The sequence below is a fragment of the Rhodoferax sp. GW821-FHT07G04 genome (assembly GCF_059418585.1).
The window spans coordinates 1,248,170-1,260,395 of record NZ_JBWKQD010000002.1 but is presented as its reverse complement, the minus strand read 5'-3'; the positions used below and the strand labels follow the sequence as shown (position 1 = coordinate 1,260,395).

General features: G+C 59.7%; 15 protein-coding genes. 11 read left to right on the top strand and 4 right to left on the bottom strand.

Annotation, left to right across the window (positions count from 1 at the left end):
* The first annotated feature begins 319 nt into the window (after positions 1-319).
* The gene (locus AC07OO_RS15000) at positions 320-1,081 is read left to right on the top strand and encodes a hypothetical protein (protein ID WP_495082893.1); all 762 of its coding nucleotides are present in this window, start codon (positions 320-322) and stop codon (positions 1,079-1,081) included.
* 46 nt (positions 1,082-1,127) lie between these two features.
* Positions 1,128-1,529, top strand: a complete 402-nt coding sequence (locus AC07OO_RS14995; RefSeq protein ID WP_495082892.1) for a hypothetical protein — start codon at positions 1,128-1,130, stop codon at positions 1,527-1,529.
* Between the two features lie 89 nt (positions 1,530-1,618).
* Here the strand turns inward: AC07OO_RS14995 and lipA are convergent, their stop codons facing one another.
* From lipA to AC07OO_RS14975, 4 genes are read right to left on the bottom strand one after another with little or no spacing between them, the layout of a single operon-like run.
* Positions 1,619-2,641, bottom strand: coding sequence for a lipoyl synthase (lipA, locus tag AC07OO_RS14990; protein WP_495082891.1), 1,023 nt, complete (start codon positions 2,639-2,641; stop codon positions 1,619-1,621).
* A gap of 36 nt (positions 2,642-2,677) precedes the next feature.
* Entirely contained in the window at positions 2,678-3,457 is a 780-nt protein-coding gene (gene lipB / locus AC07OO_RS14985) for a lipoyl(octanoyl) transferase LipB (RefSeq protein WP_495082890.1), read from the bottom strand.
* Positions 3,454-3,768 carry a YbeD family protein gene (locus AC07OO_RS14980; RefSeq protein ID WP_495082889.1) on the bottom strand — a complete coding sequence of 105 codons (315 nt, stop codon included), beginning with the start codon at positions 3,766-3,768 and terminating at the stop codon, positions 3,454-3,456. The genes lipB and AC07OO_RS14980 overlap by 4 nt, the downstream gene beginning before the upstream one ends.
* A 46-nt stretch (positions 3,769-3,814) precedes the next feature.
* Positions 3,815-4,744 (bottom strand): D-amino acid aminotransferase, encoded by a 930-nt coding sequence (locus AC07OO_RS14975; protein WP_495082888.1) that lies wholly within the window; start codon positions 4,742-4,744, stop codon positions 3,815-3,817.
* A 203-nt stretch (positions 4,745-4,947) separates the two neighbouring features.
* Here AC07OO_RS14975 and AC07OO_RS14970 point away from each other — a divergent pair, with 203 nt between their 5' ends.
* The 9 genes from AC07OO_RS14970 (at position 4,948) to AC07OO_RS14930 (ending at position 12,210) form a co-directional block, all read left to right on the top strand.
* Positions 4,948-5,442, top strand: a complete 495-nt coding sequence (locus tag AC07OO_RS14970; protein WP_495082887.1) for an ATP synthase subunit I — start codon at positions 4,948-4,950, stop codon at positions 5,440-5,442.
* A gap of 21 nt (positions 5,443-5,463) precedes the next feature.
* Positions 5,464-6,339, top strand: a complete 876-nt coding sequence (gene atpB / locus AC07OO_RS14965; protein ID WP_495082886.1) for a F0F1 ATP synthase subunit A — start codon at positions 5,464-5,466, stop codon at positions 6,337-6,339.
* A 47-nt stretch (positions 6,340-6,386) separates the two neighbouring features.
* Complete coding sequence (atpE, locus tag AC07OO_RS14960; protein WP_495082885.1) at positions 6,387-6,665, top strand: F0F1 ATP synthase subunit C; 279 nt, start codon at positions 6,387-6,389, stop codon at positions 6,663-6,665.
* A gap of 35 nt (positions 6,666-6,700) precedes the next feature.
* Positions 6,701-7,171 carry a F0F1 ATP synthase subunit B gene (locus AC07OO_RS14955; protein ID WP_495082884.1) on the top strand — a complete coding sequence of 157 codons (471 nt, stop codon included), beginning with the start codon at positions 6,701-6,703 and terminating at the stop codon, positions 7,169-7,171.
* 9 nt (positions 7,172-7,180) lie between these two features.
* The gene (locus tag AC07OO_RS14950; RefSeq protein WP_495082883.1) at positions 7,181-7,711 is read left to right on the top strand and encodes a F0F1 ATP synthase subunit delta; all 531 of its coding nucleotides are present in this window, start codon (positions 7,181-7,183) and stop codon (positions 7,709-7,711) included.
* A gap of 49 nt (positions 7,712-7,760) precedes the next feature.
* Positions 7,761-9,314 (top strand): F0F1 ATP synthase subunit alpha, encoded by a 1,554-nt coding sequence (gene atpA, locus AC07OO_RS14945; RefSeq protein ID WP_495082882.1) that lies wholly within the window; start codon positions 7,761-7,763, stop codon positions 9,312-9,314.
* Between the two features lie 65 nt (positions 9,315-9,379).
* Positions 9,380-10,258 (top strand): F0F1 ATP synthase subunit gamma, encoded by an 879-nt coding sequence (gene atpG / locus AC07OO_RS14940; RefSeq protein WP_495082881.1) that lies wholly within the window; start codon positions 9,380-9,382, stop codon positions 10,256-10,258.
* Between the two features lie 51 nt (positions 10,259-10,309).
* Positions 10,310-11,731 carry a F0F1 ATP synthase subunit beta gene (gene atpD / locus AC07OO_RS14935; RefSeq protein ID WP_495082880.1) on the top strand — a complete coding sequence of 474 codons (1,422 nt, stop codon included), beginning with the start codon at positions 10,310-10,312 and terminating at the stop codon, positions 11,729-11,731.
* A gap of 62 nt (positions 11,732-11,793) precedes the next feature.
* Positions 11,794-12,210: a F0F1 ATP synthase subunit epsilon gene (locus tag AC07OO_RS14930; protein ID WP_495082879.1), complete on the top strand. Its 417-nt coding sequence runs from the start codon at positions 11,794-11,796 to the stop codon at positions 12,208-12,210.
* Positions 12,211-12,226 lie beyond the last annotated feature (16 nt).

The following is a 12,226-nucleotide window of genomic DNA, read 5'->3' as shown; positions in this document are numbered from 1 at the left end:
GGTGTGTTGTCGGCTTTGACGGACAGCGTAAGTGCCCACAGGCAATGGGTTTATGGCCGCGTGCCACCGTGCCTGTCGGTCAAACCCGACAGAGGCGTGCGCCAGAAAATTCGTAACTATTTGATTTTGTTGACTATTTGTATTGGCATGCGTCTTGTGTATCCGAGCCCACTGCCCATGGGGCTTGTGCCGGGCGAGGGCCTTGGAATTCCGCTGAATCCCATTGAACCCCGCCGCCTCACACACCGACTCATGGATGGAATGGGACGCCAGCAAGTGCGAGTGCCCCAGACGATCGATTACCTATTTGGAGAAAAACATGAACACCGCTTTTCGCAACACGCTATTGACTCTGGGCCTGCTGGCCGTGGGCTATGCCCAGGCCGCGTCCAATGGCAACATCACCTCGCTGACCGCCAGCAACCTGAAGCCCAAGGTCGGCGAGCCCATCACCATCACGGTGAACGGCAGTCTGCAACCCGGCAAGAGCTGCCACATTGCCGGTGGCACGGTGTCTCCGTACAAGGATCTGGGTTTGATCAGCTCCCTGCCCGTGACGCTGCCCACTACGTTCTCGTTTGACACCCCCGGCACGCACTACATCCACGTCTACCCCGGCACAACCGACCCAGACAACCTGTGCACGCAAAGCGGTACTGGCTCCGTCAAGGTGGACGTGGGTGCCCCCGGCGGCAATATCAGCGGAATTACCCCCAGCACCATGACACCCAAGGTCGGCGAGCCAGTCACGATCAAGCTGGACGGCACGCTGGACCCCGGCAAGAAATGCCATGTCTACGGCGGCATCAAGTCGCCCTACATGGATCTGGGATTGGTCAGTTCCTTCCCCATGACGCTGCCGACCAGCTTCACGTTTGACACCGTGGGGCCGCACTTCATCCACGTATACGTGGGCACCGAGGACAAGGTCAACGTTTGCACGGTCACAGCGGCCAGCCCCGTCAAGGTCGACGTCGCACCCGCGCCGGTTCGCATGAACCCGGCCACGCCCCCGATGCTGTCTCCGTCCATGCCACGCATGCCCGTGGGCACAATGGGCACCCCCAAAGTCCCCAAGTAAGTCAGCCGACGTCTTGTTTTTTCACCCACCCCAAGGAGATTTTCAAATGTCTGTACTACTACGCAAATGCTTGCCTCTGGTGATGGTGGCTGCCGCTGGCGCGTGCGCCAGCACGGCCTGGGCTTCCGGCCTGCCTATGCCCCACGCCGCCCACAAGAAGTTGGCCTGCCCCACGGCGGTTGAACGAGGCGCCGACAAAAACAAACTGGTGAACGCGGGCCTGGGCGACAACAAGGGCGAAGGCCAGGACATGCGCAAGGCCGGCGGTGACGGCACGGCGGCCAAGAGCGGTGCGGCTGGCAAAGCCCAGGAGGGCATGTTGTTGCCAGCCGTCAAACCGGGTGGCGATGGGAGCGTCGCCCACGGTAGTGGCGGTGGCGGTGGGGCCGGCAAGGGCCTGAACGCCGGTGGAGCCGCGGCAGGCCTGCAGGGCGGAAAGGCCCAGTAGCTGGATGTTGCCTTAATGGCCATTCAGCGATAGCCCTCGTGAAATAAGCACGAGACGCTATAAAAATAGCAGCAAATCAATGACGGCCATTAGCCGGCGGGTGTAGCCAGCGCGTGCCCCGCCTGCTGGTCCGCGTGGTAGCTGGAGCGCACCATGGCACCCACGGCGGCGTGCTTGAAGCCCATTTCATACGCTTTGGCCTCGAACATCTTGAAGGTGTCGGGGTGCACATAGCGTTTCACGGTCAGGTGCGACGTGGAGGGCGCCAGGTACTGGCCTATGGTCAGCATGTCGATGTCGTGGTCGCGCATGTCCTGCATGACCTGCAGTACCTCTTCGTCGGTCTCGCCCAGGCCGACCATGATGCCGCTCTTGGTGGGCACGCCGGGGTGCAGGGCCTTGAATTTCTTCAGCAGGTTCAGGCTGAACTGGTAGTCGGAGCCGGGGCGTGCTTCCTTGTACAGGCGCGGTGCGGTTTCCAAGTTGTGGTTCATGACGTCGGGCGGCGCGGCATTCAAGATGCCCAGCGCGCGGTCGTCGCGGCCGCGGAAGTCAGGCACCAGCACCTCGATCTGGGTGCCGGGCGAGAGTTCGCGGATGCGGGTGATGCAGTCGGCGAAATGCTGGGCGCCGCCGTCGCGCAGGTCGTCGCGGTCCACGCTGGTGATGACCACGTATTTGAGCTTGAGCGCGGCAATGGTCTTGGCCAGGTTCTCGGGCTCGTTCACATCCAGCGGATCGGGGCGGCCGTGGCCCACGTCGCAGAAGGGGCAGCGCCGCGTGCACTTGTCACCCATGATCATGAAGGTGGCCGTGCCCTTGCCAAAGCATTCGCCGATGTTGGGGCAGGAGGCTTCTTCACACACCGTCACCAGCTTGTTCTGGCGCAGGATGTCCTTGATTTCGTAGAAGCGGGTGGTGGGTGAGCCGGCCCGCACGCGGATCCAGTCCGGCTTCTTCAGCACCTCGCCCTGCACCACTTTGACCGGAATACGCGACAGTTTGGCGGCCGCTTTTTGCTTGGCGCTAGGGTCGTAATCCTGTTGCGACTGCGCTTCACGCACGGTGGTGTTGCTGGGGCCGGGTGTGGTGGCAGTGGTGGGCGTGTTCATAGTGCTCTTGGTGTGCTCTGCGCAGTGCGGTGGCGGTCAGGGCGCCAGGTAGGTTGCAAGCTTTTGGCTCAGGACGTCGGCGGCTTCGGCCCAGCCAACGGATACCCCGATTGTAGAAAGGTCCACCGTTTGCAGCCCGGAATACCCACACGGGTTGATGCGGGAGAAGGGTTCCAGGTCCATGTCCACGTTCAACGACACGCCGTGGTAGGTGCAGTTGCGGCTGACCTTGATGCCCAGGGCGCCGATCTTGCCCAAGCCGGTGAAGTTGGGTTGATTCTGTGCCGATGGCAGCGGTCCGGAGGAATGGGGGTCGGATCCGGCAGCGAAGCGGATCGGCTCTGACCCCAATTCCGCAGCGCGCTCTACTTTCTTCGGCCGCTGCTCCAGGGGAGTGTGACCAAAGGGATCATCCAGCCGCACATAAATCCCCGGCGCCCCGGCCACGCGGTGCCCGGTGACGCCAAAGTACAGCAGCGTGCGGATCAGCGCTTCTTCAATCCGGTAGACATATTCCTTGACGAAATAACCCGCGCGCTTGAGGTCGATCAGCGGATAGCCCACCACCTGACCCGGCCCGTGGAAGGTCACCTGGCCGCCGCGGTTGGTCTGCACCACGGGAATATCGCCGGGCATGAAGATGTGCTCCGCCTTGCCCGCCAATCCCTGCGTGAAAACCGGAGGGTGCTCACAAATCCATAGCTGATCGCCTATATCCGACGAGGGATGGATGCTTCTTTTGCTGGTGAAGGCCTGCATGGCGGCGTACGTGGGTTCGTAGTCCACGCGGCCGAGGTGGCGGATGTCTATGGTCACAACACCACTTTGACCATGGGGTGCGTCGACAGCGTGCGGTACAGCTCGTCCAGTTGCTCGCGGCTGGTGGCGGTCACGGTGATGGTCACACCCAGGTAGTTGCCGCCCTTGCTCTCGCGCAGCTCAATGGTGCTGGCGTCAAAGCTGGGGTCAAACTGGTGGGCCACATGGGTGATGGCCTGGACCAGGCCGTCCGTCTTCACGCCCATGACCTTGATGGGGAACAGCGAGGGGTATTCGATCAGCGAATCCTTGCGTGAAGCAGGGGCGTCCTCGGGCGAGGCGGATGGAGGGGTGGCAGAAGATGTCATGGCAATGTTCGGATGAAAGGGAGCGGCCGGTGGTTCAGATGGAGGCTCAGGCAGCGGCTTGCAAGGTGGCCGCGCTGGCCGGGTCGCCGTGGGTGCTTGGCGCTTGCTTGGCGGCCTGGTAGCCGGCATACAGCGCGCCATAGACCGGGCCGGGCATGCCCTTGCCGACGGGGCGGCCGTCCAGGCGGGTCACGGGCAGCACCTCCTTGGTGGCGCTGGACAGCAGCAGCTCGTCGGCGGCCAGCACCTCGTCGCGGTGGATGCGGCGCAGCTCAAAGCGCAGGCCAACGTCGCGGCACAATTTTTCGATCAGGCTGTAGCGGATGCCCTCCAGCACCAGGTTGTCGCGGGGCGGGCCCAGGACCGTGCCGTCCTTGACGACCCAGACATTGCTGGATGAGGCTTCGCTCAGGTAGTCGTCGCGGAACATCACCGTCTCCACAGCACCGGCGTCTAGACTGATCTGACGGGCGAACACTGCGCCCAGCAGGCTGGTGCTCTTGATATGGGCTTTTTCCCAACGGAAGTCGTCGGCGCTCACGCAGTCCACGCCCTGGGCGCGCTGCGCGGACGATGGCAGCACCATGCGGTTGGTCATCGCAAAGACGGTGGGCGTGATGGACTCGGGCATGGCGTGGTCGCGCATCGCCACGCCGCGGGTGATCTGGATGTAGACGAGCTGGTCGCTGCCTTCGACGCCAGTCCCCGTGGAATCTGCGTAGCGCGCTATCAAATTGGATACGACGTCCAGCCACTGCGTCTCGGTCAACGGATTCGGCAGGCGCAATTCGCGCAGGCTGCGCGCCAGCCGGGCCATGTGCTGTGCAAAGCGGAAGGGCCGTCCGGCGTAGACGGGTACGACTTCATAAACACCATCGCCAAAAATGAATCCCCTGTCCATGACGCTGATCTTGGCGTCGGGCAGCAGCGTGAATTCGCCATTCAAATAGCAGGGCAGAGGGGGCAGTTGGTGCATGGGCGAATTATCGTTGTGCGCCAGTCGGTCTGCACCAAAAGGGGCAAGCATGGCCGGCCCGGCAGTACCCAAGATGGGGCCGAACGCCCATCGCCGCTAAAATTTTTGGGGTCCGTTGCGGGTTTCTACGTATAATCAGAGGCTTTGCCGCGGTTGCAAGATGTAACCGGTGTGTAAACTGGCTGTAAACAGAGATGGCGAAAATGGCGCTTGGGCACCGTGGTAACAAGCTTGGTAACACGGGCTTTGACGACGCAGATGGGCCTGAGGATCAGGATTTCAAGTCCCTGACGGCGCAAGAAGCGCAGGCCCTGCGCGAGCGGGCCCCTGCGTTGTCGCCCTGGTGGATTGTCGGTTTGCAGTGCGTGGCGGGTTTGTCGGTGGCTTTGGTGGCCTGGGGTGTCTCAGGTGCTGTGGCTGCTTGGTCGGCGGCCTATGGGGCGTTGGCGGCGATAATCCCGGCGGCATTGTTTGCCCGCGGGTTGATGAGCCGGTTTTCGTCGCTGCACGCAGCCACGGCAAGTTTTGGTTTCTTTTTGTGGGAAGCGGTCAAGTTGGTGGTCAGCATTGCGATGCTCGCCGCTGCGCCGCGACTGATTGAAAATTTGAACTGGTTGGCCTTGTTGGCCGGCCTGGTTGTGACTTTGAAGATGTATTGGTTGGCGCTGCTGAAGCGCCCCAAGCCTAAACAGATTTAAGAGCTTTAAAGAGTTGAGAATATGTCCGAAGTAGCGCACGAAGCACCCACAGCCAGTGAATACATTGTTCACCACCTGACGCATTGGCAAAACAAGCCCCAGACCGAGATCGTTGATTTTTCGGTCTTCAACATTGATTCCCTGTTTTTCTCCATCACCCTGGGTCTGCTGGGCTGCTTCTTCCTGTGGAAGGCTGCCCGCAAGGCAACATCCGGCGTGCCCGGCCGTTTCCAGGCTGCGGTCGAAATCCTGATCGAGATGGTGGATGGCCAAGCCAAGTCCATCGTCCACAACGCCAACAGCCGCAAGTTGGTGTCGCCGCTGGCGCTGACTGTGTTTGTGTGGATTTTCCTGCTCAACGCCATGGACTTGCTGCCCTTGGATTTGCTGCCCTTGGTCTGGCAGACGGCATCCGGCCATGAGCATGCCTTCTTGCGCATAGTGCCCAGCGCTGACTTGTCGATCACCATGGGTATGTCGGTGTCGGTCTTGCTGATCTGCCTGTTCTACAACATGAAGATCAAGGGACTGGGCGGCTGGGCCCATGAGCTGGTTTCTGCGCCGTTCGGCACCAGCAAGAACCCTTTGTTTGCGGTGATTCTGGCGGTGGTGAACGTCGCCGAGCAACTGATTTCCTTTACTGCCAAGACGGTTTCGCACGGTATGCGACTGTTTGGCAATATGTACGCCGGTGAGCTGGTGTTCATGCTGATTGCACTGCTGGGAGGCTCTTGGGCCTTCGCTGAAGACCCCTCCGGGTCGCTGATGTTGATGGCGTTGCACGTGCTCGCCGGATGGGTGTGGGCCGTGTTCCACATCATCATCATTCTGCTGCAGGCATTCGTGTTCATGATGTTGACCTTGGTCTACATCGGGCAGGCGCATGACGCGCATTAATTTTCCGTTTGTTTTTGTTATTTTCTTTAGTTCTTTAGGAGTAAATCATGGAAGTTATTAGTTTTGCAGCTCTGGCCGCTGGTTTGATCATTGGTCTGGGCGCTTTGGGTGCTTGTATCGGTATCGGCATCATGGGTAGCAAGTACCTCGAAGCTGCTGCTCGCCAGCCTGAACTGATGGGCGAACTGCAAACCAAGATGTTCGTGTTGGCTGGTCTGATTGACGCGGCTTTCATTATCGGTACCGGTATTGCTCTGTGGTTTGCTACTGCCAACCCGTTCATCGCTCAAATCGTTCGCGCCCTGGCTGCTGCCGCTGCTAAGTAATTCCTGGTCGACAAACTCGCACTAGGAGACTTATTGTGAACATTAATGGAACGCTGATAGCGCAAGCCATCGTCTTCGCATTGTTGGTGCTGTTCACGATGAAATTCGTGTGGCCGCCCATCGCTGCCGCATTGGACGAACGTGTGGGCAAAATCGCCGACGGCCTGGCGGCCGCCGACCGGGCCAAGAAAGACTTGACCGACGCCAACAAGCGCGTCGAAGACGAGTTGGCCAAGTCGCGTACCGAATCCGCAGCCCGCTTGGCCGACGCCGAGCGCCGCGGCCAGGCTCTGGTGGAAGAGGCGAAAGCCAAAGCCACCGAAGAGGCTAACAAGATCATCGCCGCTGCCAAAGCGGAAGCAGATCAGCAGACGATCAAGGCCCGTGAAGTCCTGCGTGAGCAGGTCGCCGCCTTGGCCGTCAAGGGTGCCGAGCAGATTCTCCGCAAGGAAGTCAATGCTGGCGTGCACGCCGATCTGCTTGGTCGTCTGAAGACTGAGCTGTAAGAGGTCACCATGGCTGAACTTGCCACCATTGCCCGGCCGTATGCGGAAGCGCTGTTCAAGGCGTCCGCATCCGACCTTTCGACCGCAGCCCAATGGGTGGATGAACTCGGTGTGATTGCGCAAAACGCGCAATTGCAGCAGTTTGCCGACAGCCCCAAGGTCACTGTGAACCAGGTTTTTGATCTGGTTGCCTCGGTGGCCAAGACGGCCCTGCCCGACCAGGCGAAGAACTTCCTGCGCACCGTCATTGAAAACGGTCGCCTGGGTGCCTTGCCGGAAATCGCCCACCAGTTTCGCGCGCTGAAAAACGCACAAAGTGGTTCCAGCGATGCGGTGGTCTACAGCGCCTTCCCCATTGAAGGAAGCGCATTGGCTGAGGTAGCCCAGATGCTGGAGAAGCGTTTTGGTCGCAAGCTCAACACCTCTGTTGTGCTGCAACCCGAGCTCATCGGCGGCATTCGCGTGGTGGTCGGCGACGAGGTGCTCGACACTTCCGTCAAAGCCCGTTTGGAACAAATGAAAGTAGCTCTTACTGCTTGAGGCGCAAGCCCTGGCAGTTGGCCTAATTTAACGAAAGAAGGAAAGAGTCATGCAACTCAATCCAGCAGAAATTTCTGAACTGATCAAGAGCCGCATCGAAGGCTTGGCCGCGTCCAGCGACATTCGCAACCAAGGCACCGTGGTGTCCGTGACCGACGGTATCGTCCGTATCCACGGCCTGTCCGACGTGATGCAGGGCGAAATGTTGGAATTCCCGGCCGGTAGCGATGGTCTGCCCACCTACGGTCTGGCCCTGAATCTGGAGCGCGACTCGGTCGGTTCCGTGATCTTGGGTGAGTACGAGCACATCTCCGAAGGCGACACTGTCAAGTGCACCGGCCGTATTCTGGAAGTGCCCGTGGGCCCCGAGCTCAAAGGCCGCGTGGTCAACGCCCTGGGTCAGCCCATCGACGGCAAAGGCCCTATCAACGCCAAGATGACCGACGTGATCGAAAAGGTTGCGCCCGGCGTTATCGCCCGTAAGTCTGTGGACCAACCCATGCAAACGGGTCTGAAGTCCATCGACTCCATGGTGCCCGTGGGCCGTGGCCAGCGCGAGTTGATCATTGGTGACCGCCAGACCGGCAAGACTGCCGTGGCGATCGACACCATCATCAACCAAAAGGGTCAGGACATGACCTGTATCTACGTTGCGATCGGCCAAAAGGCTTCTTCGATCAAGAACGTGGTGCGTGCCCTGGAACAAGCCGGCGCGATGGAATACACCATCGTCGTGGCAGCCTCCGCTTCCGAATCCGCAGCGATGCAATACGTGTCGGCCTACTCCGGCTGCACGATGGGCGAATACTTCCGCGACCGCGGCGAAGACGCGCTGATCGTGTACGACGACCTGTCCAAGCAAGCCGTGGCTTACCGCCAAGTGTCCCTGCTGCTGCGCCGCCCACCAGGCCGCGAAGCCTACCCTGGTGACGTGTTCTACCTCCACAGCCGTCTGCTGGAGCGTGCCGCCCGCGTGAGCGCCGAGTACGTCGAAGCCTTCACCAAGGGTGAAGTCAAGGGCAAGACCGGTTCTTTGACCGCACTGCCTATCATCGAAACGCAAGCTGGCGACGTGTCCGCCTTCGTGCCGACCAACGTGATCTCCATTACCGATGGCCAGATCTTCCTGGAAACCTCGTTGTTCAACGCCGGTATCCGTCCCGCGATCAACGCCGGTATCTCGGTGTCCCGCGTGGGTTCTGCCGCGCAGACCAAGGTTGTCAAGGGTCAGTCCGGCGGTATCCGTAACGACTTGGCCCAGTACCGTGAATTGGCTGCGTTCGCGCAGTTCGCCTCCGACCTGGACGAAGCCACCCGCAAGCAGCTGGACCGCGGTGCCCGCGTGACCGAACTGCTGAAGCAAAAGCAATACAGCCCGCTGTCCATCAGCATGATGAGCGCCTCGCTGTTTGCCGTGAACAAGGGTTTCATGGACGACGTCGAAGTCAAGAAGATTCTGGACTTCGAACACGGTCTGCACGCTTACCTGAAGGACAAGCACGCTGCCCTGTTGGCCAAGGTCGAGACATCCAAGGCGCTGGACAAAGACGCGGAAGCGGAATTGCTGGCTGCCGTCGGTGCCTTCAAGAAGTCGTTTGCTTGATTCGCAACTGTAAGACTCAACTGTCTACTTCACGTTACGAATCCGTCTAAGCAAAAGAGGCAACTATGGCATCAGGCAAGGAACTACGCACCAAGATCAAATCGGTGGAAAACACCAAGAAGATCACCAAGGCCATGGAAATGATTTCCGTGTCCAAGATGCGCAAGGCGCAGGAGCGCATGCGCGCCGCCCGTCCTTACAGCGAAAAGGTCCGCAACATTGCCGCCAACCTGGGCAAGGCGAACCCTGAGTATGTGCACGCCTTCATGAAGACCAACGACGCCAAGTCGGTGGGCTTCATCGTGGTGTCCACGGACAAGGGTTTGTGCGGTGGGTTGAACACCAATCTGTTCCGCGCTGTGACCGGCAAGCTGCGTGATATCCAGTCGGCAAGCAAATCGCCGATGACCGTGGGTATCGGCAGCAAGGGCGTGGGTTTTCTCAGCCGTATTGGCGCCAAGCTCGTGTCGCAAGTAACCCATCTGGGTGACAAGCCGCACCTGGACAAGCTGATCGGACCGGTCAAGACCTTGTTGGATGCCTACGCCAAGGGCGAAGTCAGTGCTGTCTATCTGTGCTACAACAAGTTTGTCAGCACCATGAAGCAAGACCCTGTGGTGGAGCAGCTGTTGCCGCTGTCGGCCGAGAAGATGGCCAGCGAGACCAAGGCCAGTGGCGGCCAGTCCAACTGGGACTACATCTACGAACCCGACGCACAGACGGTTATCGACGAATTGCTGGTGCGCTACGCAGAAGCCATGGTGTTCCAGGCGGTTGCCGAAAACATGGCCTCTGAACATGCTGCACGCATGGTCGCCATGAAGGCGGCTACCGACAATGCGGGCAACGTGATCGCCGAACTCAAACTGGTCTACAACAAAACGCGGCAGGCGGCAATTACGAAAGAACTTTCGGAAATTGTGGCCGGCGCAGCGGCAGTGTGACCTCACGGTCACGTGCAGCGGTTTAACGAATTTATTTTTGGAGCAAACAAAATGGCTCAAGCAAGTGTGAACGCAGGCGTTCAGGGAAAGATTGTTCAGTGTATTGGCGCTGTGGTTGACGTGGAATTCCCACGCGACAAGATGCCCAAGGTGTACGACGCGCTCAAGATGGACGGCTCTGCCCTGACATTGGAAGTGCAACAGCAGCTGGGCGACGGCATTGTCCGTACCATTGCGCTGGGATCCTCCGACGGTCTGCGCCGCGGCATGATCGTCAAGAACACCGCCAACCCCATCATGGTGCCCGTGGGCAAGGCCACGCTGGGCCGCATCATGGACGTGCTGGGCACGCCCATCGACGAGCGCGGTCCCGTTGACCAGACCCTGACCGCTTCCATCCACCGCAAGGCCCCCGCTTATGACGAGCTGAGCCCTTCGCAAGAACTGCTGGAAACCGGTATCAAGGTGATTGACTTGGTCTGCCCGTTCGCCAAGGGCGGTAAGGTCGGTCTGTTCGGTGGTGCCGGCGTGGGCAAGACCGTGAACATGATGGAGTTGATCAATAACATCGCCAAGGCACACAGCGGTCTGTCCGTGTTTGCCGGTGTGGGTGAACGTACCCGTGAAGGTAACGACTTCTACCACGAAATGTCTGACTCCAAGGTTGTGGTTCAAGAGAACCTGTCCGAGTCCAAAGTGGCCATGGTGTACGGTCAGATGAATGAGCCCCCAGGCAACCGTCTGCGTGTGGCCTTGACTGGTCTGACCATCGCCGAATCCTTCCGTGACGAAGGCCGTGACGTTCTGTTCTTCGTGGACAACATCTACCGCTATACACTGGCCGGTACCGAAGTGTCCGCACTCTTGGGCCGTATGCCTTCCGCCGTGGGTTACCAGCCTACACTGGCCGAAGAAATGGGCCGTCTGCAAGAGCGTATTACCTCCACCAAGGTGGGCTCCATCACTTCCATCCAGGCCGTTTATGTGCCAGCGGATGACTTGACCGACCCGTCTCCTGCTACGACGTTCGCTCACTTGGACTCCACCGTCGTGTTGTCCCGTGACATCGCTTCGCTGGGTATCTACCCTGCTGTGGATCCGCTGGACTCCACCAGCCGTCAGCTGGACCCCCATGTGGTGGGTGAAGACCACTACAACACGGCCCGTGCCGTGCAGGGTACGCTGCAGCGCTACCGCGAACTGCGCGACATCATCGCCATCATGGGTATGGACGACTTGGCTCCCGAAGACAAGCTGGCTGTGGCCCGTGCCCGCAAGATCCAGCGTTTCCTGAGCCAGCCTTTCCACGTGGCTGAAGTGTTTACCGGCTCTCCCGGCAAGTACGTTCCTCTGTCCGAAACCATCCGTGGTTTCAAGATGATCGTGAACGGCGAGTGCGATCACCTGCCCGAGCAGGCGTTCTACATGGTCGGCACCATCGACGAAGCGTTCGAGAAAGCCAAGAAGATCTAAAGACCTGGTGGGGCAGACGCCGGCCATACGGCAGGCGCTGCCCTCAACTGATTAGGAACACCATGAACACCATCCATGTTGACGTGGTCTGTGCTGAAGAGTCCATCTACTCCGGTGATGCCAAATTTGTGGCACTGCCCGGTGAAGCCGGCGAACTCGGCATCTATCCCCGCCACACGCCCCTGATCACCCGCATCAAGGCTGGTTCGGTGCGCATCGAGAAGGCTGACGGCAGCGAAGAATTTGTCTTCGTCGCTGGTGGTATTCTGGAAGTGCAGCCGAACTGCGTAACGGTTCTGTCTGACACGGCTATCCGTGGCAAGGACCTGGACGAAGAAAAGGCCAACGAGGCCAAGGCAGCGGCCGAAGAAGCCCTGAAGAATGCGAAGAGCGAGATTGACCAAGCCAAGATTGCATCCGAGCTGTACGTGATTGCAGCTGAGATCGCGGCCTTGCGTAAATACCGCCTCAAAAAGTAAACGCTTTGCACTAGCG

Bases quoted from the DNA above. Each gene is read 5' to 3' on its own strand.
- AC07OO_RS15000 (WP_495082893.1), top strand. From the start codon at position 320: ATGAACACCGCTTTTCGCAACACGCTATTGACTCTGGGCCTGCTGGCC.
- AC07OO_RS14995 (WP_495082892.1), top strand. From the start codon at position 1,128: ATGTCTGTACTACTACGCAAATGCTTGCCTCTGGTGATGGTGGCTGCC.
- lipA (WP_495082891.1), bottom strand. From the start codon at position 2,641: ATGAACACGCCCACCACTGCCACCACACCCGGCCCCAGCAACACCACC.
- AC07OO_RS14980 (WP_495082889.1), bottom strand. From the start codon at position 3,768: ATGACATCTTCTGCCACCCCTCCATCCGCCTCGCCCGAGGACGCCCCT.
- AC07OO_RS14975 (WP_495082888.1), bottom strand. From the start codon at position 4,744: ATGCACCAACTGCCCCCTCTGCCCTGCTATTTGAATGGCGAATTCACG.
- AC07OO_RS14970 (WP_495082887.1), top strand. From the start codon at position 4,948: ATGGCGCTTGGGCACCGTGGTAACAAGCTTGGTAACACGGGCTTTGAC.
- atpB (WP_495082886.1), top strand. From the start codon at position 5,464: ATGTCCGAAGTAGCGCACGAAGCACCCACAGCCAGTGAATACATTGTT.
- atpE (WP_495082885.1), top strand. From the start codon at position 6,387: ATGGAAGTTATTAGTTTTGCAGCTCTGGCCGCTGGTTTGATCATTGGT.
- AC07OO_RS14950 (WP_495082883.1), top strand. From the start codon at position 7,181: ATGGCTGAACTTGCCACCATTGCCCGGCCGTATGCGGAAGCGCTGTTC.
- atpA (WP_495082882.1), top strand. From the start codon at position 7,761: ATGCAACTCAATCCAGCAGAAATTTCTGAACTGATCAAGAGCCGCATC.
- atpG (WP_495082881.1), top strand. From the start codon at position 9,380: ATGGCATCAGGCAAGGAACTACGCACCAAGATCAAATCGGTGGAAAAC.
- atpD (WP_495082880.1), top strand. From the start codon at position 10,310: ATGGCTCAAGCAAGTGTGAACGCAGGCGTTCAGGGAAAGATTGTTCAG.
- AC07OO_RS14930 (WP_495082879.1), top strand. From the start codon at position 11,794: ATGAACACCATCCATGTTGACGTGGTCTGTGCTGAAGAGTCCATCTAC.